25 protein-coding genes and 3 pseudogenes are annotated in these 25,747 nt (G+C 70.6%); 11 read left to right on the forward strand and 17 right to left on the reverse strand.

Going from position 1 to position 25,747, the window contains the following annotated elements; translation table 11 throughout:
• Nucleotides 1-57: 57 nt before the first annotated feature.
• From ACH499_RS13595 to ACH499_RS13605, 3 genes and pseudogenes are all read right to left on the reverse strand, one after another.
• Complete coding sequence (locus tag ACH499_RS13595) at nt 58-1,044, reverse strand: aldo/keto reductase (protein WP_399015577.1); 987 nt, start codon at nt 1,042-1,044, stop codon at nt 58-60.
• 209 nt (nt 1,045-1,253) lie between these two features.
• Nucleotides 1,254-1,788: pseudogene (locus ACH499_RS13600) on the reverse strand (IS630 family transposase); the annotation flags it as partial.
• A 62-nt stretch (nt 1,789-1,850) separates the two neighbouring features.
• Nucleotides 1,851-2,570 carry a nitroreductase gene (locus tag ACH499_RS13605; protein ID WP_399015579.1) on the reverse strand — a complete coding sequence of 240 codons (720 nt, stop codon included), beginning with the start codon at nt 2,568-2,570 and terminating at the stop codon, nt 1,851-1,853.
• 106 nt (nt 2,571-2,676) lie between these two features.
• Here ACH499_RS13605 and ACH499_RS13610 point away from each other — a divergent pair, with 106 nt between their 5' ends.
• Both ACH499_RS13610 and ACH499_RS13615 read left to right on the forward strand, forming a co-directional pair.
• Nucleotides 2,677-3,264 (forward strand): TetR/AcrR family transcriptional regulator, encoded by a 588-nt coding sequence (locus tag ACH499_RS13610; protein ID WP_399015581.1) that lies wholly within the window; start codon nt 2,677-2,679, stop codon nt 3,262-3,264.
• Between the two features lie 896 nt (nt 3,265-4,160).
• Nucleotides 4,161-5,192 (forward strand): annotated as a pseudogene (locus tag ACH499_RS13615) (amidase); the annotation flags it as partial.
• A 245-nt stretch (nt 5,193-5,437) separates the two neighbouring features.
• On the opposite strand, the gene ACH499_RS13620 reads toward ACH499_RS13615, so the two are convergent.
• Nucleotides 5,438-5,893 (reverse strand): barstar family protein, encoded by a 456-nt coding sequence (locus tag ACH499_RS13620; RefSeq protein WP_399015583.1) that lies wholly within the window; start codon nt 5,891-5,893, stop codon nt 5,438-5,440.
• 454 nt (nt 5,894-6,347) lie between these two features.
• Here ACH499_RS13620 and ACH499_RS13625 point away from each other — a divergent pair, with 454 nt between their 5' ends.
• Nucleotides 6,348-6,599: a hypothetical protein gene (locus ACH499_RS13625; RefSeq protein ID WP_399015585.1), complete on the forward strand. Its 252-nt coding sequence runs from the start codon at nt 6,348-6,350 to the stop codon at nt 6,597-6,599.
• 600 nt (nt 6,600-7,199) lie between these two features.
• Here the strand turns inward: ACH499_RS13625 and ACH499_RS13630 are convergent.
• The 3 genes and pseudogenes from ACH499_RS13630 to ACH499_RS13640 form a co-directional block, all read right to left on the reverse strand.
• Nucleotides 7,200-7,477: pseudogene (locus ACH499_RS13630) on the reverse strand (ADP-ribosylglycohydrolase family protein); the annotation flags it as partial.
• 96 nt (nt 7,478-7,573) lie between these two features.
• A complete protein-coding gene (locus ACH499_RS13635) occupies nt 7,574-7,789 on the reverse strand; it encodes a heavy-metal-associated domain-containing protein (RefSeq protein WP_399015587.1) in 216 nt (71 codons plus the stop codon).
• Nucleotides 7,786-8,205 (reverse strand): nuclear transport factor 2 family protein, encoded by a 420-nt coding sequence (locus ACH499_RS13640; RefSeq protein ID WP_399015589.1) that lies wholly within the window; start codon nt 8,203-8,205, stop codon nt 7,786-7,788. Before ACH499_RS13640 ends, ACH499_RS13635 begins: the two co-directional genes overlap by 4 nt.
• 86 nt (nt 8,206-8,291) lie before the next feature.
• On the opposite strand from ACH499_RS13640, the gene ACH499_RS13645 reads away from it, so the two are divergent.
• Nucleotides 8,292-8,906, forward strand: a complete 615-nt coding sequence (locus tag ACH499_RS13645) for a TetR/AcrR family transcriptional regulator (RefSeq protein ID WP_399015591.1) — start codon at nt 8,292-8,294, stop codon at nt 8,904-8,906.
• A gap of 715 nt (nt 8,907-9,621) precedes the next feature.
• On the opposite strand, the gene ACH499_RS13650 is transcribed toward ACH499_RS13645, so the two are convergent.
• From ACH499_RS13650 to ACH499_RS13660, 3 genes are all read right to left on the reverse strand, one after another.
• Nucleotides 9,622-10,923, reverse strand: coding sequence for an MFS transporter (locus ACH499_RS13650; RefSeq protein ID WP_399015593.1), 1,302 nt, complete (start codon nt 10,921-10,923; stop codon nt 9,622-9,624).
• Nucleotides 10,920-12,056, reverse strand: a complete 1,137-nt coding sequence (locus ACH499_RS13655) for a PLP-dependent cysteine synthase family protein (protein ID WP_399015595.1) — start codon at nt 12,054-12,056, stop codon at nt 10,920-10,922. Before ACH499_RS13655 ends, ACH499_RS13650 begins: the two co-directional genes overlap by 4 nt.
• A 139-nt stretch (nt 12,057-12,195) precedes the next feature.
• A complete protein-coding gene (locus tag ACH499_RS13660) occupies nt 12,196-12,411 on the reverse strand; it encodes a hypothetical protein (RefSeq protein ID WP_399015597.1) in 216 nt (71 codons plus the stop codon).
• A 1,130-nt stretch (nt 12,412-13,541) separates the two neighbouring features.
• Between ACH499_RS13660 and ACH499_RS13665 the strand changes: the two genes are divergently transcribed.
• Complete coding sequence (locus ACH499_RS13665; protein WP_399016014.1) at nt 13,542-14,060, forward strand: GNAT family N-acetyltransferase; 519 nt, start codon at nt 13,542-13,544, stop codon at nt 14,058-14,060.
• Between the two features lie 361 nt (nt 14,061-14,421).
• Here the strand turns inward: ACH499_RS13665 and ACH499_RS13670 are convergent, their stop codons facing one another.
• Nucleotides 14,422-14,964, reverse strand: coding sequence for a class I SAM-dependent DNA methyltransferase (locus ACH499_RS13670; RefSeq protein ID WP_399015598.1), 543 nt, complete (start codon nt 14,962-14,964; stop codon nt 14,422-14,424).
• Nucleotides 14,965-15,380: 416 nt separating this feature from the next.
• Here ACH499_RS13670 and lysA point away from each other — a divergent pair, with 416 nt between their 5' ends.
• Both lysA and ACH499_RS13680 read left to right on the forward strand, forming a co-directional pair.
• Nucleotides 15,381-16,700, forward strand: a complete 1,320-nt coding sequence (gene lysA, locus ACH499_RS13675) for a diaminopimelate decarboxylase (protein WP_399015600.1) — start codon at nt 15,381-15,383, stop codon at nt 16,698-16,700.
• Nucleotides 16,701-16,709: 9 nt separating this feature from the next.
• A complete protein-coding gene (locus tag ACH499_RS13680) occupies nt 16,710-17,633 on the forward strand; it encodes a LysR family transcriptional regulator (RefSeq protein ID WP_356205215.1) in 924 nt (307 codons plus the stop codon).
• 37 nt (nt 17,634-17,670) lie between these two features.
• Here ACH499_RS13680 and ACH499_RS13685 read toward each other — a convergent pair whose 3' ends face one another.
• From ACH499_RS13685 to ACH499_RS13705, 5 genes are read right to left on the reverse strand one after another with little or no spacing between them, the layout of a single operon-like run.
• Nucleotides 17,671-18,513, reverse strand: coding sequence for a serine hydrolase (locus tag ACH499_RS13685; protein ID WP_356205214.1), 843 nt, complete (start codon nt 18,511-18,513; stop codon nt 17,671-17,673).
• Entirely contained in the window at nt 18,510-20,123 is a 1,614-nt protein-coding gene (locus ACH499_RS13690) for an amidohydrolase family protein (RefSeq protein ID WP_399015603.1), read from the reverse strand. Before ACH499_RS13690 ends, ACH499_RS13685 begins: the two co-directional genes overlap by 4 nt.
• Nucleotides 20,123-20,896 (reverse strand): amino acid ABC transporter ATP-binding protein, encoded by a 774-nt coding sequence (locus tag ACH499_RS13695; protein WP_356205212.1) that lies wholly within the window; start codon nt 20,894-20,896, stop codon nt 20,123-20,125. The genes ACH499_RS13690 and ACH499_RS13695 overlap by 1 nt, the downstream gene beginning before the upstream one ends.
• Complete coding sequence (locus tag ACH499_RS13700) at nt 20,893-21,846, reverse strand: amino acid ABC transporter permease (protein WP_356205211.1); 954 nt, start codon at nt 21,844-21,846, stop codon at nt 20,893-20,895. Before ACH499_RS13700 ends, ACH499_RS13695 begins: the two co-directional genes overlap by 4 nt.
• Nucleotides 21,847-21,854: 8 nt before the next feature.
• On the reverse strand, nt 21,855-22,742 hold the full coding sequence (locus ACH499_RS13705) for an ABC transporter substrate-binding protein (RefSeq protein WP_399015605.1): 888 nt from the start codon (nt 22,740-22,742) through the stop codon (nt 21,855-21,857).
• Nucleotides 22,743-22,954: 212 nt separating this feature from the next.
• On the opposite strand from ACH499_RS13705, the gene ACH499_RS13710 reads away from it, so the two are divergent.
• From ACH499_RS13710 to ACH499_RS13725, 4 genes are all read left to right on the forward strand, one after another.
• On the forward strand, nt 22,955-23,176 hold the full coding sequence (locus ACH499_RS13710) for a hypothetical protein (RefSeq protein ID WP_399015608.1): 222 nt from the start codon (nt 22,955-22,957) through the stop codon (nt 23,174-23,176).
• Nucleotides 23,173-23,358: a hypothetical protein gene (locus ACH499_RS13715; protein ID WP_399015610.1), complete on the forward strand. Its 186-nt coding sequence runs from the start codon at nt 23,173-23,175 to the stop codon at nt 23,356-23,358. Before ACH499_RS13710 ends, ACH499_RS13715 begins: the two co-directional genes overlap by 4 nt.
• A complete protein-coding gene (locus ACH499_RS13720) occupies nt 23,358-24,143 on the forward strand; it encodes a hypothetical protein (protein WP_399015612.1) in 786 nt (261 codons plus the stop codon). Before ACH499_RS13715 ends, ACH499_RS13720 begins: the two co-directional genes overlap by 1 nt.
• 251 nt (nt 24,144-24,394) lie before the next feature.
• Nucleotides 24,395-24,835, forward strand: a complete 441-nt coding sequence (locus ACH499_RS13725; protein ID WP_399015614.1) for a VOC family protein — start codon at nt 24,395-24,397, stop codon at nt 24,833-24,835.
• Nucleotides 24,836-25,281: 446 nt separating this feature from the next.
• On the opposite strand, the gene ACH499_RS13730 is transcribed toward ACH499_RS13725, so the two are convergent.
• Nucleotides 25,282-25,731: a hypothetical protein gene (locus ACH499_RS13730; protein WP_399015617.1), complete on the reverse strand. Its 450-nt coding sequence runs from the start codon at nt 25,729-25,731 to the stop codon at nt 25,282-25,284.
• Nucleotides 25,732-25,747 lie beyond the last annotated feature (16 nt).

The following is a 25,747-nucleotide window of genomic DNA, read 5'->3' on the forward strand; positions in this document are numbered from 1 at the left end:
CCGGCTCGCGGGGCGGGAGCCGCCGGAGCCGGTGCAGGGCGGTGTGCCGTGGTGGGCTCAGCGGTTGACGAAGGTGAGGCTGGTCGCGTCGTAGCGGGTGCCCGCGATCTGCTCGGCCGGGGCGGCCACCTCGATGGCGGCGAGGTCTTCGGGTGACAGCTCGACCGTGAGGGCCGCGATGTTCTCCTGCAGGTATTGCTGCCGCCGAGTGCCGGGGATCGGGACCACGTCGTCGCCCTGGTGCTGCACCCAGGCGAGGGCGAGCTGGCCGACGGTGATGCCCTTGGCCTTGGCCAGCCCGTTCAGCCTGGACACGATCGTCAGGTTGCGTTCGAGGTTGCCGTCGGCGAAACGTGGCTGGCTCCGCCGCACGTCACTCTGCGCCATCCCCTCGACCGAGCGGTAGCGGCCGGTCAGGAAGCCGCGCCCGAGCGGGGAGAACGGGACCATGCCGATGCCGAGTTCACGGCAGACCGGGACGGTCTCCGCCTCCAGGTCGCGGGTCCACAATGACCACTCGCTCTGCAGTGCGGCGATCGGATGCACGGCGTGCGCCCGCCGGATGGTCTGCGTGCTGGCCTCGGACAACCCGATGTGGCGGATCTTGCCCGCCTGGACCAACTCGGCCATGGCGCCGACCGTTTCCTCGATCGGAACCTGCGGATCGACCCGGTGCTGGTAGTAGAGGTCGATGTGGTCGACTCCGAGACGGCGCAGCGATGCTTCGCACGCCTGCCGCACGTAGGCTGCGTCACCGCGGATGAGGGTGGGCTCGCCCAGGCGGTTGGCGAAGCCGAACTTCGTGGCCAGCACCACCTCGTCCCGGCGCCCGGAGATGGCCCGTCCGATCAGCTCCTCGTTGTGCCCGGAGCCGTAGAAGTCGGAGGTGTCCAGGAGGCTCACCCCGAGGTCGAGGGCGTGGTGCAGCGTCGCGATCGACTGCGTGTCGTCCGTGGCACCGTAGCCGTGGCTCATTCCCATGCACCCCAAGCCTTGTGCGGAGACTGCCAGTTCACCGAGGTGCCGGGTGGGGACGGTGGTCATGATGCTGCCTCCTGGGCTCGTCGGAACCGTCACCGAGACGCTACGAATTGGAGCGCACTCGATGTCAAACGACGGCAAGGCCCGACGGCGCGCCGCCCACCGAAGGTCATGTGCAGATGGAGATCGATCCGATCGCCCACGTTGGAACTTCGTGAAGGATTCAGCGCGCTGCACGCGGCGCTGGTTGTTTGATTTGCCGGAACATCTGGTCAGACCGCCATCGTGAGCGGACGTCCGCCCCACCGGATGCCCTTCTCGCTTCGGATGCGGGCGCGTTCCTTGTGTTCGGCGGCCAGGACGTCGCGGTGGCGGGCGTTGGCGTTGCGCCAGCGCAGGTAGGCGTGCCCGACCTTGTGTTTCTTCGCCCAGTGGCGGATGCCGGCGCTCTTGTGAGCGGAGAGGTTGTCCATGATTGCGTAGATCGGTGCGCCGTCGGGGCGGGCGGCACGGATCGACTTGAGCGCGGCCAGCGTGTTCCCGGCGCCCCTCTTGCGCCGGTTGGCGCCCCTACAGGCGGTCGTCGCCGACCGAGTGCAGCCATGGAAATCGCGCACCCGTGGGTGCGGTGGTAGGTGGCGGGCAGCCGGTCGGGGCGCTTCCGTTCGGCCCAGCCCGAGCCGGCAGTGGGCCGGATCCCGAGCGGGCCGAACTCGTCGTAGGCTAACGCCCGGTCAGGAAAGCGGTGAATACCTCTTCGACCCGGTCCAGCTTCGCCTCGCGGTCCGGGTGGAGGGACTCCTTCCACGCAGCCAACGCACCTCCAGCAGTCGGAACGGACGTCACCGCACATCCAACCGCCACAACCCTCACCCCGGCGAACCTATGCGGTCAGAGCACTGGCCGTGGAAGGTCGTGACCTCTTCGAGCGCGGCCCGCTCGGTCGTGACGTGGTTCACCGGCGCGGCCTCGTCGGCGTAGCCGAAGGAGATTCCCACGAGAAGTCGCCCTGCCGTGACTGCGAGTTCGGAGCGGACCGTGTCGGCGTAGAAGCTCAGCAGCCCTTGCGGGCAGCTCGCCACGCCGTACGCGGTCATCGCCAGGAGCAGCGTCTGCATGTAGGCGCCGACGTCGGCGGCCAGCCGGGGCCCGCCGTCCCCGGTGACGAACAGGAACGCGGCGTGCGGCGCGCCGTAGAAGCGCAGGCTCTGCTCGTCGTAGGCCGCTCGCGCCTCGCGATCGTCGGGGCCGATGCCCAGCGCTCCGTACAGCTGGGCGCCGAACGCCGCCCGGCGCGCCTGGTGCACCTGTGCGTACATGCCCTCGGAGTACGGGAAGTCGGCCGAGGTGCGGTGTGCGGCGTGGGCCGCCTGCAAGGCGTCCGCCAGGCGCTCACGCACGGCGCCACTGACCACCTCCACCCGCCACGGCTGTGCGTTGGAGTTGGACGGCGCGGCGCCGGCCAGCGAGAAGATCGCGCGCATCGTGTCCTCGGGTACGGCGTCCGGACGGAACGCGCGGGTCGCGTGACGGCCGCGTATCAGCTTCTCCGCGCAGCCGCTCAGCTCGGTGGGTACCAGCAGGCTCATGAAACGCTCCTCGACAAAAGATGTAAACGATCCCGTTTACCTCGCGGGACGATGGGACCGTAGCAGACCCCGCCCGCCCGGGTAAACGCAGACGTATACTTGGTGCATGTGTGCGACGACTACGGCCTCTGGGGGGCGCGGGCGCGGCGGACGGGAGCGCATCCTGGCCGCCGCCGCGCGACTGTTCGCGGTCCAGGGGATCAACGCGACTGGCATGGAGCAGGTCGCGGAGGCGGCACCGGTGTCCAAGCGGACGCTCTACGCGCATTTCCGGACCAAGAGCGACCTGGTGATCGCCCACCTCCAGGACCTCGCCTCGTCCGGGGCGACCCTGGAGAACGTGTTGACCCGCGAGGACATCCCACCGCGGGAGCGGATCCTTGGGCTGTTCGACCAGCCCGCGCCGGACGCGGTACCGGTGCGCGGGTGCCCGTTCATCGATGCCGCGGCGGAGTTTCCCGACCCGGACAGCACGGTCCACTCCTACGCCCGCGAGCAGAAACTGCGGATGGTGGGGCTCGTCACCGCACTGGTGACGGAGCTGGGGTGCCGTGAGCCGACCGTACTCGCCGAACAGCTTGTCACCCTCGCGGACGGGGCAGCCAGCCGGGCCATGGTGCTGGGCGAAGCGGACTACGGTCGGCACGCACGGACGGCAGCGGAGACTCTTCTCTCACACGCCCTCGCGGGGTGACCCATCGGCCTCCAGCCGCAGCCCCTCCCTTTTGCCCGCCGCTGTCCGCCCGTTCGCGGATACCCGTTCTCACAGCACGCGGCAGGTTCCCATGCCGCTCCAGGAGTCGGGCCGACCGTGCACAGCGCGAGGCGGTCGCCGGGCGCCGAGGTGCGGGCCTTGTGCCGGATCTGAACGGTGAGGCCCCGGGGCCCGGTCCGCGTCCGGTGAGGCCCGCCACCGCGCGGAGCCCCTGAGTTGATCATTCCCGTCGGGCTGTGCCGCAGGGACGCCGGGGAATGCTCTCCGCCTTGACGGTGTAGTGGATGTGGGTGCGCGGGGTCGTCTTCACGGCCGGGTACAGGCCAGGGGCGGCGGCATCTCTGGCTGCGGCGGAATCCGCGAACCGCTGCCGGATGTGACGGCGAGGTTGATCAGGGTCCGGGTCGCAGTCCGGACGTCGGCCGCGCTCTCGCCGTCCTCCGGGACCCTTGCGTCGAGGCAGGTGTGTGGTCCGGTCCGGGACCTGGTTGGCCGCTGCGGAGATGACCAGCCCGGCACTGTGTCGCGAGGGGGTGGGATGCCGGTGAGGGCCCGGTGAACCGACGCGCCGGCCCTCACCGGTTCCTCCTGTCCAGGCCGCCGGGGGGGCGGCCGCCGCCGGCCGGCGGTCAGGACGCCGGGCCGACGGTTACCGCGGCGCCGGAGGAGGGCCGGACGGCGTCGGCGCCCCGCACGCCGATCTCCGCGCGTGGGATTCCCGGGGAAGGGCGGTGGCTGACCGCGCTCAGCGCGCAGGCCGCTGCGGTAGCCGCTCACGGCCACCGCAGCGGGAGCAACGGCGTGCAGGCAGCCGCCCTCTGATCCGCCCTGAGTGCCGACCTCGTGACCACCTTCGCCGAAGCCGCTACTCGCAGAACCGGAGCGCGGGCGGATCCAGCGGGGGCTCGGGCGCGACTGTCGCTGCCGGGGTGGTCCCGATCGCACACGCCACCGACGCCGCCGGCTCGCTGCGCATCCCCGCCGCCTACAACGACCTGTTCGGGCTGAAGCCCACCCGTGGCAGGGTCTCCATGGGCCCCGGTGTCGACGAGGTCTTCAACGGCCTGGCCGTGCACGGCAGCGTCAGCAGAACGGTACGCGACAGTGCGGCACTGCTCGACCAGATCCGCGGCCCGGAACCGGGCGACCCCTACTTCGCCCAGCAGCCGTCCCGGCCGTACGCACAGGAGGTGACCCGCCCCCCGGTCCCGCTGCGGATCGGTGTCCTCACCCAGGCGCGGGGCGGACGCCGCACCACCCCACCCGTGACCGACGCACTCTCTCGGACCGTACGTCTGCTTGAATCCCTCGGCCACCAGGTGGAGGAGGCCGAGGTCGACCTCGGGGTCGACTGGGAGGACTTCGTCCTGGCCAACGCCCGTCTGATGACGGCGAATCTCACGGCACAGGCCGACGAACTGGCTGCCGCCTTCGACCGGCCCGTCGACTCCTCAACCCTCGAGCCGCTCACCCTTGCCGGCTACCACTACGGACAGCGGGTCAGCGGCGCACAGTTCGTCACCGCTCTTACGATCCGGAACCGGGTCGCTCGAAGCCTGGCACGGTACTTCGACGCCCACGACATGCTGCTCACCCCCACTATGCCGGAACTGCCCGTGCCCCTGGGCACCTATGCCGAGGGCGCAGAGGCACTGGACGGACTCGGCTGGATCGACCGCCTCAACGACCGCTCACCGTTCACCATGGTGTTCAACGTGGCGGGCACGCCCGCCATGTCCGTGCCCGTGACAGCCGACGCCGAGACGGGGCTCCCGATTGGTATGCAGTTCGCCGCCGGTTACGGACTCGAAGGCCGCCTCTTCCGTCTCGCCGGACAACTTGAACAGGCAAGCCCCTGGTCGGACCGAACCCCCACCGTGTGGGCAGGGAGTTGCACCGCCCCCTGAGGAGCGCTTCTGAAGATCCCGGAGCCACGGGCGAGGGCCAAGCACCGAGCGACTGGGTCTGCCGGTCCCGCACGCCGAGGGGGTGCCCATATGCCCTTGGTCAAGGGAAGCGGGGGTGCGTGGGGTGACGTGTTCTGCGGCCTCCTTCGGGAGATCGGACGGTGGTTGGGCAAACCGGCGCTGATGGATCCGGAGGGCGAATACGGCCACGGTACGGCGCAGACCAGGACGGTGACGTTCGCGGATCAGTGGGCCGAAAGCCACTCCCCGACGTAGAAGAGCTCCAACTGACCGTAGAACTCATCGATATTCGACAGCTCGCGAGACATGTTGTGCAGGACCGAGACCGCACGCACGAATCCGTGGACGTCGGCACGGAGGAACGCGGGAGCCGAGGTGAACACGATGGCAATGGCCCAGGGAGTACTTGCGCCGCGTTCCTTGAGCAGGTCGCGCAGCGCGTCCCAGTTGTCGGCGTAGTGGGCGGGCTTGTCCAGGGCGTGTCCGAGTGCGGCCTGGAGATCGCTCTCCTGTCGGGCGTGCACCAGGTCGATCTCGAGTACGGACAGGCCGGAGCCGGGCAACGTCTCCAGCAGGCGGCCGTGCCGTTCCTGGGCGATGAAGTAGGGCTCCGCCGGCAGCCAGGGTAATGCGTCTTCCACATCCACCCACGTGTCGAGGGACTCGTCCTGTGCACTCATCGAACCCGCACCTTCGCACGGCACCGGGCCTTCGGCTCCCAGAGCACGAGCCTGTCGATGTTGATCGGGGCAGGTGGCCAGGCGGCCACACGGAACTCAGTCACACCGGCCAGCCAATCAGCAGCCCCGGCAGCGATCAAGACGCGCAGACGGTCACTCCCGTGCGACGAGACCACGAAGCAGGAGGTGGCTTGTCAACGTCCCTGCCCTGAGCGCCGGGGCGCGATCGCTGGGTGCGGGAGCGCCGCGCGGGTGCGGGCTTGCCGACGTCGAGGGCGCCGGGAGAGGAAGACCCCGCGACCGACGGCCGAGCGGGCGCCGGCGCCTGGGTGGTGGGGCGGTCCGAGGCGCGGCGGGGTCGCTCAGCGCGGGCCAGGATGGTGGCGTTGGGGATCAGCGGGGCTCAGGTTTCGCAGACTTCTTCGACGCTCCAGACGCGGCGCATGACGGGGTCGTGACGCAGGATCATGAGGACGGCGCTGGCGCAGTGGGTCTGGGTGTCGGGGTGGGCGCCGCAGCGCTGGGAGCCGCAGTGGCAGCGGGCGTTGGGGCGGACGGTGGCCGCTTTCGCGTGGGCGGCGGCGTGGCGGGCGGCGAAGGCCCGCAGCGCGGCGAGGTCCGTGGAGCGGGCGGCATCCGGCAGGCTGTCGTGCTGCAGATGACCGAGGCGGAGGAAGGCTTCGGACTCGTCGACGGCGCGTCCTGAGCGCGGTGCCGCAGGTGCGGAGAAGGGCGTAGCAGCGTGGCGGGGCTGGGGACGCGCACTGCCGTGGAGCAGAACTGACTCTCGGGCGAAGGCGCCGGGATCACACCCCTCTGTCGGAATGTCCAGCGGGCCGGGGACCGTCCGGACCGGGTCGCCCGGGACTGCCGTGCCGCGCAACGTCGTAGTGCAGACGGTAAGTTGGCGAGCACCTGTTCGACTATGGGGAGATTCTCGTCGAACTCACGGAACCAGACGGCCGGATCGTCCTCCGGCTGTCGTCCAGGGTCCAGGGCGGGCCCCAGGAGAAGGAGCCCTGGTTCTCGACACCGAAGACCAGTAGCTCTCCGGCAGGGTCGGGTCGGCGTTGCCACGGACCTTGTCCTTCTGCCACCTGGCGCCGGGGCTGTACCGCTCCCTCAGTCTCTTGATGCACAGCCCTTCCAGGCCGGCGGCTGTCCAGACGACGGGGCGGGCCGGGTACGCGGCCGCCAGGGCCCGACGTCGCGGCGTCGGGCCAAGCACTGCTGGAGCCGTTCGAAGCGAGGCGCCCGGCCCTCCCACACCACCGGCTCGCGATTTGTGCGGGATACCGCGACTGTCTCATGGAAGCCCTTCTCCGAGGCGGTGTGCAGGGTGGAGCAGATCTGCGAAGTTCAGCACCCGCTCGTCGAATCCTGGGAGGGGGAGATGGAGCCTCTGGGTCCAGTGGGCGGGGATTGCGTCCAGTCCGTAGCAGGTCCCTGCGAGGCCTCCGGTCACGGCGGCGACGGTGTCCGTGTCGCCGCCGAGGTCGATAGCCGCGCGTACGGCGTCTTCGAGCTGGTGGTGGTGCGCAGGGCCCAGACGGCGGAGCCCAGGCAGGGCGAGACGGCGCCGTTGGCTGGAGCGAGGGGAAGTTTGACGCCCAGGAACGGGGCTGCGTAGGGGGCCTTGAGGTTGCGGACGCTGACGCGCGTGCCGGCGACGGCGAGGATTTACGTGTCCGTGGACGTGAGTTCGTAGCCTGCTTCCTCGACCGCGGCGCGTACGTCAGCGGTTTCCACGACCCTGTCGCTGGTCACCACGACCGTGCCGCTGTCGACGTCCACTGTCACGGCGATAACGCCAGCGATGCCTTCGAGCTCCTCCGTGACCGACTCCGCACAGTGCCCGCAGGCCATGCCCTCGACGGTGTACGTGCTCTCGGTCACGACATCGCTTCTTCCTTCTCGTCGTTGCCTTTCGCGGGGACAGTCCGGGTGGTCATGTGTGCCTGGCGCATACGCCCGTCGGGGGCGAACCGGCCGAAGAAGTAGACCTCGGTGGCGAGGTTCTTGCCGCGCTGGGAGGAGTGCAGGGTGTAGCGGGCGGCGAGCCGGTCGCCGTCGGCGACGGCCTCGTGCACCTCCATGCGCATGGTGGGCCGGTTCTTGCGGACTGGGCGGGTATGCGCGATGAGCTTGTCGCGGTCCATCCGGTGTCCGTCGGCGACCTCGACGATGTCCGGGGTGTGATAGCGGTCGACGATCAGCGCCGCGTCCTCGTCCGTCTGCAGCAGGTCCTCGGTGAAGGAGGTATAGAAGTCGGCGATGAACTGCTTGGGGTCGGTGTTGCCGAGTGGGCTCATGTCACTCCCGTCGGTCGATGCTCACCCTCGATCTTTTACACTCTGTAAGATATGCAGCCTCCGATAAATTTGGCAACATGTAAGAGATGACGTCTTCCCCCGCCCGCAACCGCCGTGCTGACGCCCACCGCAGCAGAGCCGCGATCCTGGATGCCGCGACCCGGGTCCTCAACGCCGAACCCGACGCCAGCATGGAGACGATCGCCAGCGCTGCGGGCGTGACCCGCCCGACCGTCTATGCCCACTTCCCTTCACGGGAGCAGCTGCTGCTGGCTGTGGTCGAGCGGATCACCCACGAGGCCGTCGCCGCCATGGACGCCGCCGACCTCGACACCGGCCCCGCCGCGGACGCCCTGATGCGCATGCTCGACGCCGGCGCACAGGTGACCGGGCGCTACCCCGCACTGGTTCAGCTGCTCAGCGCCTGCCCCGTCAGCCCGGAGGCCGACCACGACCGGCACACGCCCGTCGCCGACCGGATCAGACGGGTGATCCAACGCGGCCGGGAGACCGGAGAGTTCGACGCCCGGCTTCCCGTCGACTGGCTCGTCACGGCGACCATCAGACTCGGCCATGCCGCGGCCGAGGAGGAGGACACCGGCCGACTGCCCGCCCCGGCTGCGCGGGATGCCCTGCGCATCAGCCTTCTCCGCATGCTCGGTGCCACCACACAAGGGGACTCCTCATCTCGGTATCGGTGAGCGCAACGGGCTTCGCCAACGATCACTGAGCATGAACCGTGCGCAGCACGGATGATTCGACCTGATCACCTCCACCCGCCACCTGACAGACCTGGACGTGAGGTCAGGACGGCAGTCAGAGCCAGGGGCCGGCCGCCCGGCACAGTGGCGGCCTTCTTCCAGGTTCTGCCGCCGTCACTGCGGTGGACGCCGCCGGAGGTGTCGATGCCGTACAAGGCGTCCTTCGCCGCCCAGGAGGGGAAGGCCATCATCGGCTTCTCGCCCTTGGCGAAGGTTCTGCCCCATCGGCGCTCCGGGCTATGCCGTCGGCGGTGGTCGCGAGCACGAGGTCGGAATTCTGTGGGCTGACCGCGATGTCGATGGCTTCCAGCCGCGCGCCGTCCTTCCATGGGACGCCGTCCTTTCCGGCCGTGTTCCGGCCGAACGCGCTCGGCTCGCCGCGGGCAGCAGACCCCCCGCGTTCTGCATCCACCCCGGGCAGGACCGACTGCTCTCCTCCCCCGCCACCGCTGCCCGGCCATGACGCGCGGGCGGCTCGGGATCGCGCGAGAGCCGACGTGAGGTGCCCCTCGACCGGCTCTTCCGTCTCTTCCGTAACCTCCACCGTCATCAGTGCCGGACGGGAGCGTCAACAACTCAAGCGCCAGATGTACGGCCGCGTGACGAGGGGTGGGGTACCGTCCGGTGCCCCACCCCTGTGCCGGTGAGCCAGTGGTCAGACGGTGGCGGGAAGCGGCTCGGAGCGGGGCGGCGCCGCCAGTCGGCCGGTGCGGTGCAGGACGTAGAGGGCGGCCGCACACACCAGGCCGAGCGCGGACAGCGTGATCCATGGCAGTGCGGGCATCCCGGCCGCGCGGGCGGCGTCGAGTGCGGCGCCCGTGCCCAGGTTCCCGACGGTGATGCCGACGCCGCAGACCGTGTTGTACAGCCCGTAGTGGGTGGCGACGAGACGGTCACCGGAGAGGCGGACGATGGTGTCCATCTCGAATGGGTAGGCGATCATCGTGCCGATGGCCAGCAACAGCGCGGCGAGTGTGGGCGGAACCGCCGCGAGCAGTGACAGCGCGATCCCTGACTCGGGTACGGGCACCGCGGTGGCGAGCAGGAGGGGTACGAAGGCCAGGCCCATGACAGCGAGCCCCCGCACGAGCGCCTGACCGGGCTCGTACCGCGCCTTGCACCATGCCGTCACCCGTGTCTGTCCGAGGATCGTACTCAGTCCGGAGACGGCGAAGAGCACCGCCACCGCCGCCGTGCCGAACCCGCCGTCGCCTCCGAGCCGGCGTACTTCCAGCGGCAGCGCCAGATAGACCTGGAAGGTCAGGACGTACGAGCCGATCATGGCGACGGAGAAGAGCAGGAAGGGCCGGTTGGCGAGGATGTCGCGCCACTGGGCGAGCACGCCCCGACCGCCGTCACTGCCCTTCCGCTTCGCCTCCTCGGCCTGCCGGGTGGGCAGCGCACGGATCTGCACAGCGCTCAGCAGCGCGAAGATCCCGGCCGCCACCAGGCAGGTGATGCGGAAGTCCACCCCGGTCAGCACCATGCCGACCAGCGGGCCCAGCAGGATGCCGGCCTGGTAGAACACGTTGAACAGGGCGAAGGCCTCGACCCTTCGCTCCCCCGCGTCTGCCGCGAGGTATGCCCGTACGGCGGGGTTGAACAGCGCCCCGGCCAGCCCGGTGGCCGCGGAGGCGGCGAGCAGTGCGGGCAGTGAGTCGACGAGCCCGAGCGTCGCGAAGGCGAGGGTGCGCAGCGCACACCCGGCGACGATCATCGGCTTGTAGCCGATCCGGTCGGCCAGCGTGCCGCCGACCAGGAACATGCCCTGCTGGCTGAAGTTCCGTACGCCGAGGATGAGTCCGACGATCCATCCGGCCAGCCCGAGCGTGCCGGACAGGTGGGCGGCCAGGTAGGGCATCAGCATGTAGAAGCCGACGTTGATGGTGAACTGGTTCACCATCAACAGCTGGACGCTGCGTTCGTAGGACCGGACCTGGGTGAGCAGTCCCTTCACCGGCCCTCCTCCGAGGTGTCGGGCCGGGCGCCCGCAGCGTCCTCGGCAGCGGGTTGCTCTGCGCCATGCAGAGTGAGGGGATCGACCACTGCGGTGCACCGGGTCCAGCAGGTGACCTCTTTCTCGTCCAGGCGGCCGATCAGCTCCGGTTCGGGTGCCGGTGGTGAGTCCAGCAGGCCGTGGGCGGTGCAGTAGTCGTCGTCGTAGACGGTTCCCAGGTACCGCTGCGGGCCGTCGGGGAAGACCGCGACGATCCGTGCGTCCGCGGGCATCGTCCGGGCCAGCCAGCCCGCCACCAGCGCGACGGCGCCGACACTCCACCCACCGGTGGCGTAGTGGGAGGCAGCCAGCTGGCGGCACGTCCACACAGCCTCGTGCGACGCGACCCAGTGCACCTCGGAGAACTGCTCGTAGGCGACGTTACGGGGATAGATGCTGGAGCCGAGTCCACGCATCAGGCGGGGCCTGGCGGGCTGGCCGAAGATCGTCGAACCGGTCGTGTCCACGCCGACGACGGTCAGCTCCGGATAGAGCTGGCGCAGTACGCGTGAGACGCCGGCCGAATGGCCACCGGTGCCGACGCTGCATACCAGTACGTCGATGTGGCCCATGTCCGAGGCGAGTTCCAGAGCCAGGGGGGTGTAGGCGGCGACGTTGTCCGGGTTGTTGTACTGGTCCGGGCACCAGGAGCCGGGGTGCTGCTCCAGCAGCCGTTGTACGCGTTCGCGGCGGGCCTGCTGCCAGCCGCCCGTGGGATGCGGCTCGGAGACGACGTTGACCTGGGCGCCGTATGCGGTCAGCAGCCGGGTCATGGACAACTCCAGCCCCGGATCGGTGACCAGGGTGACCGGGTGGCCGTACACCATCCCGGCCAGCGCCAGCCCCAGGCCCAGGGTGCCGCTCGTGGACTCGATGATCCGTCCGCCGGGCCGCAGGTCGCCACGGGCCCTGGCCCGCTCCACCATATGCAGCCCCGGGCGGTCCTTGATGCCGCCGGGGTTGAACCCCTCGAGTTTGGCCCAGAAGCCACGCCCGGCGGGTGCCAGCGGCTCCGACACCCGCAGTAGCGGGGTGTTGCCCACCAGCCCGGACAGGGCAGGCTGGCCCGAGTCGGCCTTGGTCAATGACTGCATGTCTCTGTTTCACTCTCGCTCGATGAATGCACGTGCAGGCTTCATCTCGCGGCCCATGGCGACAGGACGGACCGGAGGGTCCGCGTTCAGCCACGGGCACGCGGCAGCCGACGACGCCGGTCAGCTGCGGGCGAGTGGTCTAGATCCGCCACCGCGACGTTCGGACGAGCGCGACGCGGCCGGTGCGCGTGCCGCTACGTCTGCGGGTTTCGTGCCCTGCGAGGGGCTTTCCCACCACCAGGGACACGGCGACGAGTACGACCAGGGCCATCGCGCCGAGAGGAAGATCCTCGATCGACTGGTCCGCTGTGCGGGCGATCATGTCCGCGGCGCAGTCCTCAATGCCGTGGGGCATGTGAGGGCCGTGAGGCTCCCCGCCCGCGGCCGTGACCGAAGCAGCGGCAGGAACGGACACCGACCCGTGTGTCTCCTCGGGCATGCCGTGGACGACGGCGCACAGCATGAGCACCACCACGAGGGTGCCGCGGAGGGCCGAGACGAGTCGGCGCCACCGGGTTGTGCCGCAGGAGGCTCCTGCGGCGTGCGCGGGCATACGGGAATGGGTCGGCACAGATCCTCCGCGCTGCCGCCACGTCTTCCGATGAGGACGGAGTGAGGCGGGCAGGCATGTGTGGGGGCAGGAAGATATCGACGAACGTGACGCCCCATCATGGGCATGGGAGACGACGCTCGTCGCGCGGCACCAACCGAACCGGTGACAGCCGGCGGGCCGGTTGGAGGAGCCCGTGCTCCTAGACCTGCTGCACCACGGAGGCTGCTCTCAGTGCTGCCGGCGGGACGCCACCTATAGGCCTATCACCGGCGGCCACTCGGACGATTGAGGTGTCGACGCCACTGAGCGATTCGCGAACCGACGCTGCAAAGCAGAGCGGCACCAGGACAGAACCCTGCTGAGGCTGTCCGGATACACCCTGTTCGCCAGGGTGGGACGGCACATGAGGGGTGTGGTGATCGTCCGCTTCCGTGGCGGACAGTGGCGGCGCCGACTCAACGGCTGTATGGCGGACGTCATCGCCTGAGAGTGTTGTGGGCACCGCTGCGCTGGTGGAAAGGTGCCCCCTGACGCTCTCGGCATGCCCGCCGTGTGTCACGAGGACCCCGAACAGGAGCACGGCCAAGGCCAGCACGCGCAGCAACGGACCCGCTGCGAAGCGGTTCCTGTCCATGCGCGAGGGCGACCAGGCCGTAACCATGCCGTGATCCTAGCGGCTCATCGACGGTGATCGACCAGCGGTCAGAAAACAGCGGGTTAACTGGACAGGTGAATGGCCGGTTTGCTTCGGCGAGTGCGCAGATGGCTCCCAGGGCCTGCGCGGGCCTCGCACCGGAGTCCAGTGCAGGGCCCGCGTCGCAGCTGGCTCCGTTCGCTTTCAGTAGCAGCGTTCGTCTGATTGCTTGAGCCGCGGTGGCCCGTGAGCCAGGAGTGTGGGCAGAGGAAACGGCTTTACGCCCTGTGTGATCGGCATGGATGCTGGCTGGCCGGAGGTACTGAAGATGATCAATGTGGTGTTGAAGCTGTCAGCCCGTGACTTGGTGCATGCGGACCTGGCGTCGTGCGGGTGGGCAGGGTCTGACCTCCACCTGGCCAGCGTCGCCAAGCAGTTGGAACGTGTCCGGACCGGCGAGGTCGACTACCTTGCGGTCTGCCCTGCAACGGACATCCCTGTGGCGAAAGGCGGCGTCGACTACCAGGTCAAGAAGGGGGTCGGCACGTTGTGGCAGCTGGCGGTCCACCCCGCATTGCAGTCGTGCGGGATCGGCACCTTCCTTGTTGAAGCCGCAGAGCTGCGGATCAGGAGCCGCGGTCTGCGGCAGGCCGAGCTCGGTGTGGAGGAAAGCAACCCCCGGGCACGTGCGCTGTACGAAAGGCTGGGTTATGTCGCGTACGACCGTCAGCCGGACTCGTGGGACGAGCAAGCCCCTGATGGGTCGTTGCGCCGTTACGAGACGATATGCACGTTGATGCGAAAGGAACTCACGTAGGCTCAGTCACCTTCGCGGGGTCTCTCAGCGGACGCGGCAGCCCAGGTCATGGTGTCGTCAGATCCGGGCGCCGTACTCCGAGGCTGTCGGCCACGGCGGAGGCTTCTTCCTCAGATCCAGCCAAGCTGTGGTCACGGAGCAGGCTCTTTCCGCACCCAGTTCGCCCTGCCCGTGCATGCCGCGGCACGTGCGTACCCGATGGAACGCAACCAGACCCGCGGGACGGCTTGCCCGACGGCGAGAACGTGCGGACGCGGCGACGTAGCCCGAGCGGTCCCACCGGCGGCGTCGGCCATGCGGCGGCAGAAGTCGTCGTGGCGTAGGCCGCGGGCCGCCCTCGACGCGGGCCGGCGGCGGGTGGTCAGAGCCTGCGGTGTACCGAAACGGCGTACTCCCCCTCGTCGTAGGGCTCCTGGGACCAGGTCGCGTACCTGGCCTCCAGCGTAAGACCCGCCGCCCGGCAGTGGGCGTCGTAGGCGTCCAGGGTGTATCCGCGGTCCAGGGAGAACCCGGCGACCAGACGGCCGTCCGGGCGGACGTGACGCGCCGTCCCGGCCACCAGGTCCGGTTCCGTGCCCGGCGGGGTGAACAGGGGGACGTTGCCCGCCATCACCACGACGTCGAACGACTCCCCCAGATCCAGCTCCACCAGGTCCCGCCGGTACCAGCGGATGTCCGGCGCCCGGCGCCGGGCGGTGGCGAGCATCGATGCGTCGATGTCCACGCCCACGACCGCGATGCCATGACGGGCCAGCTCGATGGCCACCCGCCCGGTGCCGCACCCCGCGTCCAGGACCGTGGCGGGCGCGAAGGAACGGACAAGCCTCGCTTCACCGTGCACGTCTCCTCCGCCGGAGGCGATACGGTCGAACCGGGCCTGGTACTCATCACCGTTCCACGTCATGCGATCACGATGGCACACCCGCCCCTCCGGCCGACGGCCGGTCTCCGCCTCCCCATGCTGATCGTCGGGCACCGGCCGCCACCTCGTGGTGGCGTACGCCGCCGCGACCGCGGGACGGAGCGATCCGCTCGCCACTGTCCCCTGCACGACCACCTCGCCGACCGCGTCGGGGCGCTGCCGGGCGTCGACACGGTCGAGACCGCCCCGATCATCCGCGTCCTCAAGGGCACGGGGCACCCGACCGCGACCCGTTGGACGGCGCACCCCACCGGTGCGCGCCGCGCAGTGCGCGGGGTGTGCGCCCGCCGTCGGCCACGGCGTCGAAGAACGTGAGGCTCAGCCACGGAAGAATGCGCTTTTGTGCCCCCTCGTGCAGGCCGCAGGATGGCCGGGAACCGGCCCACAGGGGAGGAACCATGACGTCAGCCATCGAAACGGGTCTGCTGCCCCTCACGGCCGAGGCCCGCCCCGGCGGACTCGCGGTCGGGGGCGTTGGGCTCCTGGACCTCGCGGAGCGCTTCGGTACTCCGCTGTTCGTCTACGACGAGGAACACCTGCGCCGACGCTGCCGGGAGGCGGTCGCCGCCTTCGGCCCGGACAACGTCGCCTACGCCTCCAAGGCGTTCCTGTGCACGGCCATGGCCCGTCTCGTCCACGAGGAGGGGTTGCTGCTCGACGTCGCCTCCGGCGGCGAGCTGCGGGTGGCTCTGCACGCCGGCGTACCGGCCGACCGGATCGTGCTGCACGGCAACAACAAGAGCGAGCCGGAACTGCGCACGGCGGTGACCGCCGGGCTGCGGCATGTCGTCGTCGACAGCCTCGACGAGATGGACCGCATCGAGCGGCTGCACACCGAGGAGCGACTGCCGCCCGCGCACGTTCAGCTGAGAGTCGCCCCTGGTGTCGCCGCGGGCGCCCACGAGGCGATCAGGACCGGCGGTCACGACTCGAAGTTCGGTTTCGGCCTGGCGGACGGCGCCGCCGCGCACGCCGTGCGCCGCGCCATGGCCTCCCCGGCGATGGTCCTGGAGGGCATCCACGCGCACGTGGGCTCCCAGGTGCTGGACACCGCTGAACTCGCGGCCGGGGCCGCCGCCGTGGCACGGTTCGCGGTCGAGGCGCGCGTCCACCGCCTGACCGTCGGCGGCGGCCTCGGTGTCGCCTACGAGGCGGGTCAGAGCGCGCCCTCGTTCGCCGACTGGGCCGCCGGGGTGCGCCGCGCCGTCCGGAAGGCGGGCTGGCACGGCGAGGTCGCGGTGGAGCCCGGGCGGTCCATAGCCGCCCGCGCCGGGCTGACCCTGTACCGGGTCGGCACCATCAAACGGATCGAGGGCGTGCGCACCTACGTCGGCGTCGACGGCGGGATGAGCGACAACCTACGCCCCGCCCTGTACGGCAGCCGCTACGAGGTGTTCCTGCCGCGCAGTCCGCACGCGCCGCGGCCCTGGCGGGCGCGGCTGGTCGGCAAGCACTGCGAGAGCGGCGACGTGATCGTCGACGACGCCGCCCTGCCCGCAGGGACGGTGGTCGGGGACGTCCTGGCCACGCCGGTCACCGGCGCCTACGGATACGCCATGGCGTCCAACTACAACAAGCTGCCGCGCCCCGCGGTCGTTTTCGTCCGCGACGCCGCGGTGCGCACCGTGGTGCGCCGCGAGACCGAGCGGGACCTGCTGCGCCTGGACGTCGACGAACCCGCGGGGTCCCTGGAGGCGTTCCGCGCCGGTACGGCCTAGTGTGAGCCGATGCTGAACAGCGCCCGACTGCTCGTCCTGCTGGAGATAGCCCGCACGGGGACCATCGTGGCCGCGGGCCGGGCCCTGCACCTGAGCCCGTCCGCCGTCTCGCACCAGCTCGCCCGGCTGGAACAGGAGGTCGGGACCGCCCTGGTGGAACGTCAGCCGCAGAGCCTGCGGCTGACGGCCGCCGGGGCGCGTCTGGCCGAGCACGCGCAGGCCGTGGCCGACCTGATGGCCGTCGCGCAGGACGACCTGCGCGCGCATGCCGAGGGCGAGGCCGGCGTCCTGCGTGTCGGCTTCTTCGCCTCCTCGGGCCTGGAACTGCTGCCGAGGGCGCTGTCCGCCTTCGCCGCCGAGCGGCCCCACGTCGAACTGGAGCTGATTCTCGGACAGCCGCACGAGACGGTGCCCGATCTGGAGGCCGGCCGGCTGGACGCGGCCGTTGTCTTCGAACACCCGCTGGATCCCTGGTGCCGGCACGCGGGCGTCGACGTCGAGATGTTCTTCGACGAACCCCACCTGGTGGTCCTCCCGCTGGGCCACCGCTTCGGCCGCCGCCCCACCGTCCGGCTCGCCGCCCTGGAGGGGGAGACCTGGATCGGGACGCACGGCGGCCGTACCGGCGAACCGGTCCTGGAACGCGCCTGCGCCACCGAAGGGTTCCGTCCCCGGATCCGCTGCCGCACCGACCACTACCAGGTCACGGTCAACCTGGCCCGGGCCGGGATGGGCATCGCGCTCGTCCCGGCCCTCGGCCTCGGCGACAGCACGGGCGTCCACGTCTGCCGGCTGGACCACCCCCGCCTGCACCGGCGGATCGGTGTCGCGACACGGCCCACCAACCGCAACCCGCTGCTGCGGATCTTCCTCGCGGAACTGAGGTCGGCGGCCGAGGAGATCAGGTCGCTGCTGGAGATGCAGTGGTCCTGAGGACTTGCCCGGCAGCCCTCAGGACGTCTCCGCCCCGTCAGGGGGCCGGGCGGTCGGCGCAGGCCGCGAGGGTGCGGCCGACATCCCGCACGGCGTGCACCGCGGCCCGCTCGGCGCCCGGCCCCAGCGCCGTGTCCCAGTGCGCCACCACCGCGTACGCGAGCCGCCGGGCCCCGACGACGAGCCCGGCGTCGGCGCGGACCCCCGTGTCGGTGCCGGTCTTGTTGGCCACCAGCAGGCCGCCCGGCAACGGCTCCGGGAAACCAGGCGCGTAGGGGGCATGGTCCACCAGGGCCGGGACCAGCCCGTGGTCCGTGTTGGCGCGCATCCACCCCAACAGCCGCAGGGAGGCCGCCGGGGAGACCATCGTGCCGCGCGCCGCGTGCGTCACCAGCCGCGCCAGGTCCCTCGCGGTGCCGGTGGCGAAGACGGGCGGCACGTCCGGGCCCCTCACGTCGCGGACCTTGTCGTGGAGCACGAGACGCTCCAGCCCGAGCCTTCGCGCCAGCCGGGCCGTGGACTCACGCCCCACCACGCGCAGCAGGGCGTTGGTCGCGGTGTTGTCGCTGACCGACGCGGTCAACCAGGCCAGGTCCTCCACACTCCAGCCGTCCCTGCTCATCCGCCGCAGCAGCCCCGTGCCGTCCGCGCGGTCCTCGTCGAGAATCTCGACGATCCGATCGGGCGACAGTTCCCCGTCGTCCAGACGGCGGGACACCTCCGCGAGCAACAGCAGCTTGGAGGCCGACGCGACCGGCAGCACCACGTCGTCGTCGACACCCACCGCGCCGCCACCGTCCACGTCGACGGCGCAGACGGCCAAAGTGAGCGGCAGCGCCGCCGACCGCCGCGCCGCCGCGGCCACCTGGGAAAGACTCATCGGACCCTCACCACCTCCCCCGCCCGCGCGGCGGTCGCACTGCCGTCCCTGACCGCGACCCGTCCCGCCACCACGACGGTACAGATGCCCTCGGGCGCCATCAGCGGACGCTCGAACGTGGCACGGTCGCGCACGGCCCCCGGGTCGAACACCACCAGGTCCGCCACGGCCCCGTCACGGACCACACCGCGACCGGCGAGGCCGAACCTCCGGGCAGGCAGCCCCGACATCTTGTGCACGGCCCGCTCCAGCGGCAGCAGCCGCTCGTCGCGGGCGTAGTGACCGAGCACGCGGGCGAAGCTCCCCGCCCAACGCGGGTGCGGGCGGCCGGGCTTGGGCACCCCGTCCGAGCCGATCATCGACAGGGGGCCGGCCAGCACCCGCCGGACGTCGTCCTCGCGCATGGAGTGGCTGATGATGGTCACCTCGCCCCGTTCCGCCAGCAGCAGATCGCACACGTAGTCGACCGGGGCGACGCCGCTCTCGGCGGCGAGGTCGGCGATCCGGCGCCCCTCGGCGGCCGGGCGGGTGCGCGCGGACGCCACCGTGATGAGGTCCCAGCCGCCGTTGCCCACGGTGTTCTCCCACCCCGCGAGGCCCGTGGCGATGTCCGCTCGGATGCGGTCGCGGACGTCGCCGCGGCGCAGCCGGTCCAGCAGCGCCCCGATCCCGCCCTCGCTCACCCACGGCGGCAGCATCGCGTGCAGCACCGTGCTGCCCGCGGTGTACGGGTACACGTCGCACAGCACGTCCACGCCCTCGGCCCGGGCCCGCTCCAGCCGGGGCAGGGTGCGCAGTGTGGCACCCCAGGCGTGCCGGCCCGCGGTCTTGTGGTGGGAGACCTGGAGCGCGGCGCCGGAACGCGCCGCGATCTCCAGCGCCTCCTCCAGAGCCGTTTCCACCTGCGCCATCTCGTCGCGCAGATGGGTGACATAGGGCTTTCCGTGGCGGGCGGCGACCGAGGCCAGGGCGACGATCTCGTCAGTGGCCGCGTAGGTGCCGGGCGGGTAGATCAGACCGGTGGACAGTCCCGCCGCGCCCTGAGTCAGCGCCCGATCGAGCAGCGCGCACATGGCGTCCAGTTCGTCGGGCCGGGGCGCCCGGTCCGCGAAGCCCATCACCCCGGCGCGTAGCGTGCCGTGCCCGACCAGCGAGGCGATGTGGTTGTGCCGCAGCGCCGGGTCCTGTCCGGCGGCGAACGCGTCGAAGTCCTCCGCGGGACGGACGGGACCGATCCCGAACGTCACCCGCAGATGGTCCGCCAGCGCGGGCAGCCGCTTGGGCAGCGACGGGAACAGACTGGTCCCGCAGTTGCCGCAGATCTCCGTGGTGACGCCCTGGAGCAGCGGGGCCAGGAGCAGTTCCGGGGCGGGTCCCGGCCATCGGTCGAGCGGCGCGGCCAGGGCGTCGGAATGGGTGTGCACGTCGATGAAGCCGGGGGCGACGACCCGGCCGGACACGTCCAGGACCTCGGCCGCCGCGGCCGGGACGCCCGGCGCGAGCACGGCGATCCGCCCGTCCGCCACTGCGACATCCGCCTCCCGGGCGGGCGCGCCGGAGCCGTCGACGAGCAGTCCGCCCCGCAGCAGCAGATCCAGGGGGCGGCCCATCACAGCACCGTCGACAGGAAGGCGCGGGTGCGCGCGTGGCGCGGGGCGGTGAACAGGAGGTCCGGGCTGCCGGACTCGACAACGGCACCGCGGTCCATGAACAGAACCCGGTCGGCGACCTCGCGCGCGAAGCCCATCTCGTGCGTGACCACGACCATGGTCATGCCCCGGCGGGCCAGGTCGCGCATGACGCCCAGCACTTCGCCGACGAGTTCGGGGTCGAGGGCGGAGGTCGGCTCGTCGAACAGCATCAGGGCGGGCTCCATGGCCAGCGCACGGGCGATCGCCACCCGCTGCTGCTGGCCACCCGACAACTGGGCCGGATAGTGGTCCGCCCGGTCCGCGAGGCCGACCTCGGTCAGCAGTTCCCGTGCCCGCTTCGCGGCCTGGGCGCGCGGGCGCCTCTGCACGGCGACCGGCGCCTCCATCACGTTCTGCAACGCCGTGCGGTGCGGGAAGAGGTGGAAGCGCTGGAACACCATGCCGATGCGCTCGCGCTGGCGCCGCACGTCGCGCGGGCGCCGCTCGCGCAGGACCCGGCCGGACGGGCCGTGCTGCTCGTAACCGATCAGTTCGCCGTCCATCCACACCCGTCCGGCGTCGATGCCTTCGAGATGGTTGAAGCAGCGCAGCAGTGTCGACTTGCCGGAGCCGGAGGGGCCGATCACGCACAGCACCTCACCGCTGCGGACGTCGAGGTCGATGCCCTTCAGCACCTCGGTGTCACCGAAGCTCTTGCGGACCCCTCGGGCCCGCAGGACCACGTCGCTCATGCTGTCGCTCCCTTCCCGGTGGTGCGTCCGGGCCGCAGATCGGCGAAGATCCTGCGTCGCAGTGACGGGGCGGACCCCGGGCTGTAGCGGCGTTCGACCGCGTGTTGTCCGATGCTGGCGAGCGTGGTGAGCGCCAGGTACCAGAAGGAGGCCACCAGCAGCAGCGCCACCACCTCGAAGTTGGCGAGGTAGAGGTGCTGGGAGACGGTCATCAGGTCGGAGCCCGCGATGACCGACACCAGCGAGGTCGTCTTGAGCATGGAGATGAACTGGTTGCCGAAAGGCGGGACGATGACCCGCATCGCCTGCGGCAGGACGACCCGGAACAGGATCTGGCGGTTCGACATCCCGAGGGAGGCTCCCGCCTCGCGCTGTCCGGGGTCCACGCTCCCGATGCCTGCCCGGACGATCTCGGCCATGTAGGCGCCCTCGTTGATGGAGAGCCCGAGCAGGGCCGCCACGAAACCGGTGATGACCTGGTTCGACTGCCAGCTGATCAGCTTCGGCCCGTCGAACGGCACACCGATGCTGATCACCGGGAACAGCAGGGCCAGGTTGAACCAGAAGATGAGCTGGACCAGCAACGGGGTGCCCCGGAAGAACCAGGTGTACGCACCGGCCGTGAACCGCAGCACCGGGCTGTCGGAGAGCTGCATCACCGCCACGACCACGCCGATGACGACGCCGACGGCCATCGAGACAAGGGTGAGCTGGACCGTCACCCACAGACCGCGGAGGATCACCGCGTCGAACTGGTACTGGGCGACGATGTCCCAGTGCAGATGGGGGTTGACGATGACGGTGTACGCCATCCACACCGCGAACAGCGCGGCGGCCAGCACCGCCAGCCAGCGCCCCGGCCGGGGGCGGCGGCTGAGCCGTAGGGCGAGTTCGTCGTCGGGCGCGGCCGCGTCGTCCACGGGCGCGGCGGATGTCTTCTGGTACGTCATGTCCGGTCTCACTGCCCGTCGTTGACCGTGGCCTCGGTGACGGCGCTGTCGCCGACGTCCCAGGTGTCGAGGATCTTGCGGTACTCACCGCTGTCGATGAGCTCCTGGAGTGCCGTGCGGACCGCGTCGCGCAGTCCGGTCTGGCTCTTGGAGACCGCGATGCCCCACGGAGCGGTGCCGTACTGCTTCGGCAGCACCTCGTACGCTCCGCTCTTCTTCTCGGAGAACATCCTGGCGACGGGGTAGTCGACGATCGTCGCGACGGCGCGTCCGCTGTCCAGTTGCAGCAGCCCGGTCGGGGCGTCCTCGCTCTGCGAGATCCGCATCTTCTCCTCGCACTCGGCATTCTGCTCCTCGCCGATGCGGAGGTTGGAGCTGCCCTTGGCGAGGACGACGTTCTTGCCGCACAGGTCCGCGAGCGAGGCGATGCCCTGCGGATTGCCCTTCTTCGTCATGATGACGCCGCCGGTGCGGAAGTAGTCGACGAAGTCGACCGCCCGCCGCCGCTGGGCGCTGTCCGTCATGGACGACATGACCAGGTCGAAGCGGCCGGACTCGAGTCCGGGTATCAGCCCGTCGAACGCGGCGTTGGTGAGTTCCACCCGGAGTTTCAGCCGGCCCGCGATGGCCTCTGCCAGAGCGGGGTCGACACCGGTGAGCTCGGTGGTTCCCGGCTTGTACATCTCCATCGGCGGGTATCCCACCGCGGTGGCCACCGTGAGCACCCCCTTCTTCCGGTACGGCTCGGGGAGCATCTCGGCGGCCGACCGGGAGTCGGAAGCCCTGGAGGAACTGCTGGACGGGGCATCGCCCCGGCCGGAACGCCCGCAGGCGGTGGCCGCGAGGGCGACCACGGCCAGGGCTGCAAGACAGCGCAAGGAAAGGGGACGCTTCATCTGATTTCTCCCTCAACGGGGTGGCGGTGCGCCGATGCTGGCAGCCGGGCCCCTGGGAATGGAAGATGATGAAGCCATTCATGCCTGACCATCGAAATCCGTACGGGTCCCTGCGGCCTTCGCCCTCGAGAGACGACGTACCCCCGCCCCGAGCCCGTCGGCCACCACCACGCGCGGCCGTGCGCCACCGGCCCGCAGTCGGCTCTCCGCACGTGCACGGCGACCGGTACGCCCTGGTCGATCTGCCCGGCGCGGGCAGGACGGTCGTACTGAGCGCCCTGCGCCCGGTCGTGCTCGAACGGCATCGCCCGCGCGGGTACCTCATGCCGCACGCCGGAGTCGTCTCGCCCCGCGGCTACACCGTCCTCCTCGACACCGACCCTCCCCGCCTCAAGCCCCGAGCCGACGACGGGCCCCTTTCTCGTACAGGGTGAGCCCGGACGATCCCGAGGTCTTCGAGCTGCTCGTCGTCGCCGAACGCTTCTACGTCGCCTGGACGTTGGAGCTCAACTGGATCTGCGAGGACCGACAGGGGACGACGCTGATCGACCTTGCGGGACACCCCTTCCGCACGATGGCCAGGCCGTCCCGCGGCACGGAATGGAGCGTGCGCTGATGCCGCCCACCCGCAGTCCGTCCGGCGCCACCGCACCCGACGACGGCATCCGGTTCGCCACCCGCGTGCTCGGACTGACACACATCAGCGTGCGACTGCTGCCCAGCTCCGAGGTCGGCCCCGAGCCACTGGACATCCCCTGCTCCGGCCACAACGTGTATGTCGATCTGCTGGCCGACGGTACGGTCCCCGTGGTCCCGCGCGCACTGCGCGCCGAGGTCGTCTCCCGCGAGGAGTTCCGGCCCGACGGAGTGGTGGTCGCTCCCCTGCCCGGCCCCTCCCTCTCCTTCGCCGAGGACCTGGCCGACGCCCGACGCCGCGGCCTGGAGAACTACCAGCCGATGCTGATGCCGGACCACGAGATCCTCTCGGACGAGACACCGCCCGTCGTCCGGACTGCCGTCGGCGACACGGGACGCCCGCTCAATCCGAGCTCCGCGCTGCCGCTGACCGTACCCGTGGGCGAGACCCGGCGGGTGGTCGTCGCCCCGCACACGGAGGACCGACGCCTGCTCACCTGGCGCCTCACGGCCGAGGTGACTTACGCCGGCAGCCACGCCGAGCCCGCTTGGACCCTGAAGACCACCGCCGAGACCACTATGCGGGTGTTCGCCCCGAACGATCCCGAGGGGCGCTTCATCCCCGCCCACGACGCCTCCGACCACTGGGCCCCGGTGGACCGGCGAGGCCGCCGAACTCACACCTGTGCCCGCACCCGCGGCCCAGTCGCCACAAGAGCTCACGTTCCGCACTCTCGGGCCAGCTCGCGCGGGTCGCCACCCTGACGCCGCCCGTGGCGGCTGCCTGGCGCTGCCGGTGCCTGCGCACCAGGGGCTGCCACCGCTGCCGCACTGCGTCATCGATCTTCGCGGCGACGGCGGCGCGAGCGTGCTTGCGGGCACCGCGCCGGTGCTTTGCGTGGCGAAGGCCGCTCGCCGAGATTCGTCGGGCAGGATGTCGAACACGTGCCACCGGCTCCGTCCCAGGGGCAACAGCGGCCACCACCGGCCGCACGGCGGAAGATGGAGAAACCAACATGGCGATTCAGCGGATGGACAACGTCGGCATCGTCGTCGAGGACATGGAGGCCGCCATCGCGTTCTTCGTGGAACTCGGTATGGAGCTGGAGGGCAGGACGGAGATCGAGGGGCTCGTCGCCGACCAGTGCACCGGGCTCGACGGCGTCCGTTGTGACATCGCGATGCTCCGGACTCCGGACGGTCACAGCCGGCTTGAGCTGGCGAAGTACCGCAGCCCCGCAGCACTCGGCGCCGGGCCGCGCGACAGGCCGCACAACATTCTGGGCACGCACCGCGTCATGTTCGCCGTCGACGACATCGAGGACACCGTTGCCCGCCTGGGCACTCACGGCGCCGAACTGGTCGGCGAGTTGGCACAGTACGAGGACACCTACCGCCTCTGTTATGTCCGCGGCCCCGAGGGCATCATCGTCGGACTGGCCGAGCAGCTCAACTGAAGGGTGACGGGAACGCGGTGCGCCCACAAGCCCTCCTGCCACCACCCGGGACGACCAAACCGCCGTGTCCCCAACCTCGTTGGCGCACTCTCAAGGTGCGCTGGCACCCCATCCAAAGCGGCCCGTGGAGCCCCGGTGACCGTTTTCAAGGACCTGGCGCCGGCCGCCGCCACGATCATGGGGATCAGTGACGCAGGGAGCCGCCGCCCGGTGGTGAAGCCGGCAGTGCAAAGGCACGAGGTGGCGGGCCGGGTCACACCCGGCCCGCCGCCTCGTCCCACAGGCCAGGCGCAGGGCAGACTGGCGGCCCTGCCTTCACGTGCCAGCGGCCGTTCGCCCGCGCGGTCGGGAAGCCCCCACGCGACACGCCCCTGAGGACGGCGGCTTCGTCGCTCACATGTCGGTGAGCTCTGCTCGCTGCGAGGGTGAGGGCTCTGTCGGGCCCGTCAGCAGTTGTTGGTCCAGCGGTGACTGGCGATGTTGTTGTTCATCGTCTGCCCCTGGCCGGCCTTGCCGTCCCACAGGAAGTAGATGCCCGTGAGGTTGTCGAGGTAGTAGCCGTTGGGCAGGCAGTTCCTGGAACCTCCCCAGGAGGGGCTGTAGAACAGGTCGACGTCCTCGTAGGCGCCGGCGTAGCCGCGGTTCTCGAGAGAGCTCGCCCGGTTTCTCATGCTGATGCCGGAGCAGGTGCCCCAGTCGGCGTCGTCCAGCTGCCAGCGGCACTGGGCTCCGCCACGAGCGAAGCCGTCCCACGCGTACAGGTAGCCGTCGGCAGCAGCGGCCACGGCGCCCTTCGGAGCCGCCGACGACGGCTCGGGCTGTGCGGAGGCGGTGGGTGCGGTCGCGGCCATGGCCGCGAGCGTGAGGGTGGTCAAGGCAATGCTGATCTTCTTCATGGTGTCCTGTTCCCTG

It is taken from the genome of Streptomyces sp. NPDC018947 (genome assembly GCF_044390505.1).
Classification (GTDB): Bacteria; Actinomycetota; Actinomycetes; order Streptomycetales; family Streptomycetaceae; genus Streptomyces.

What these genes read in the sequence shown, in the direction of transcription:
- ACH499_RS13595 (WP_399015577.1), bottom strand. Translation starts at nt 1,044, where the DNA reads ATGACCACCGTCCCCACCCGGCACCTCGGTGAACTGGCAGTCTCCGCA.
- ACH499_RS13605 (WP_399015579.1), bottom strand. Translation starts at nt 2,570, where the DNA reads ATGAGCCTGCTGGTACCCACCGAGCTGAGCGGCTGCGCGGAGAAGCTG.
- ACH499_RS13610 (WP_399015581.1), top strand. Translation starts at nt 2,677, where the DNA reads ATGTGTGCGACGACTACGGCCTCTGGGGGGCGCGGGCGCGGCGGACGG.
- ACH499_RS13620 (WP_399015583.1), bottom strand. Translation starts at nt 5,893, where the DNA reads ATGAGTGCACAGGACGAGTCCCTCGACACGTGGGTGGATGTGGAAGAC.
- ACH499_RS13640 (WP_399015589.1), bottom strand. Translation starts at nt 8,205, where the DNA reads ATGAGCCCACTCGGCAACACCGACCCCAAGCAGTTCATCGCCGACTTC.
- ACH499_RS13645 (WP_399015591.1), top strand. Translation starts at nt 8,292, where the DNA reads ATGACGTCTTCCCCCGCCCGCAACCGCCGTGCTGACGCCCACCGCAGC.
- ACH499_RS13655 (WP_399015595.1), bottom strand. Translation starts at nt 12,056, where the DNA reads ATGCAGTCATTGACCAAGGCCGACTCGGGCCAGCCTGCCCTGTCCGGG.
- ACH499_RS13660 (WP_399015597.1), bottom strand. Translation starts at nt 12,411, where the DNA reads ATGCCCCACGGCATTGAGGACTGCGCCGCGGACATGATCGCCCGCACA.
- ACH499_RS13665 (WP_399016014.1), top strand. Translation starts at nt 13,542, where the DNA reads ATGGATGCTGGCTGGCCGGAGGTACTGAAGATGATCAATGTGGTGTTG.
- ACH499_RS13670 (WP_399015598.1), bottom strand. Translation starts at nt 14,964, where the DNA reads ATGACGTGGAACGGTGATGAGTACCAGGCCCGGTTCGACCGTATCGCC.
- lysA (WP_399015600.1), top strand. Translation starts at nt 15,381, where the DNA reads ATGACGTCAGCCATCGAAACGGGTCTGCTGCCCCTCACGGCCGAGGCC.
- ACH499_RS13680 (WP_356205215.1), top strand. Translation starts at nt 16,710, where the DNA reads ATGCTGAACAGCGCCCGACTGCTCGTCCTGCTGGAGATAGCCCGCACG.
- ACH499_RS13685 (WP_356205214.1), bottom strand. Translation starts at nt 18,513, where the DNA reads ATGAGTCTTTCCCAGGTGGCCGCGGCGGCGCGGCGGTCGGCGGCGCTG.
- ACH499_RS13690 (WP_399015603.1), bottom strand. Translation starts at nt 20,123, where the DNA reads ATGGGCCGCCCCCTGGATCTGCTGCTGCGGGGCGGACTGCTCGTCGAC.
- ACH499_RS13695 (WP_356205212.1), bottom strand. Translation starts at nt 20,896, where the DNA reads ATGAGCGACGTGGTCCTGCGGGCCCGAGGGGTCCGCAAGAGCTTCGGT.
- ACH499_RS13700 (WP_356205211.1), bottom strand. Translation starts at nt 21,846, where the DNA reads ATGACGTACCAGAAGACATCCGCCGCGCCCGTGGACGACGCGGCCGCG.
- ACH499_RS13705 (WP_399015605.1), bottom strand. Translation starts at nt 22,742, where the DNA reads ATGAAGCGTCCCCTTTCCTTGCGCTGTCTTGCAGCCCTGGCCGTGGTC.
- ACH499_RS13720 (WP_399015612.1), top strand. Translation starts at nt 23,358, where the DNA reads ATGCCGCCCACCCGCAGTCCGTCCGGCGCCACCGCACCCGACGACGGC.
- ACH499_RS13725 (WP_399015614.1), top strand. Translation starts at nt 24,395, where the DNA reads ATGGCGATTCAGCGGATGGACAACGTCGGCATCGTCGTCGAGGACATG.
- ACH499_RS13730 (WP_399015617.1), bottom strand. Translation starts at nt 25,731, where the DNA reads ATGAAGAAGATCAGCATTGCCTTGACCACCCTCACGCTCGCGGCCATG.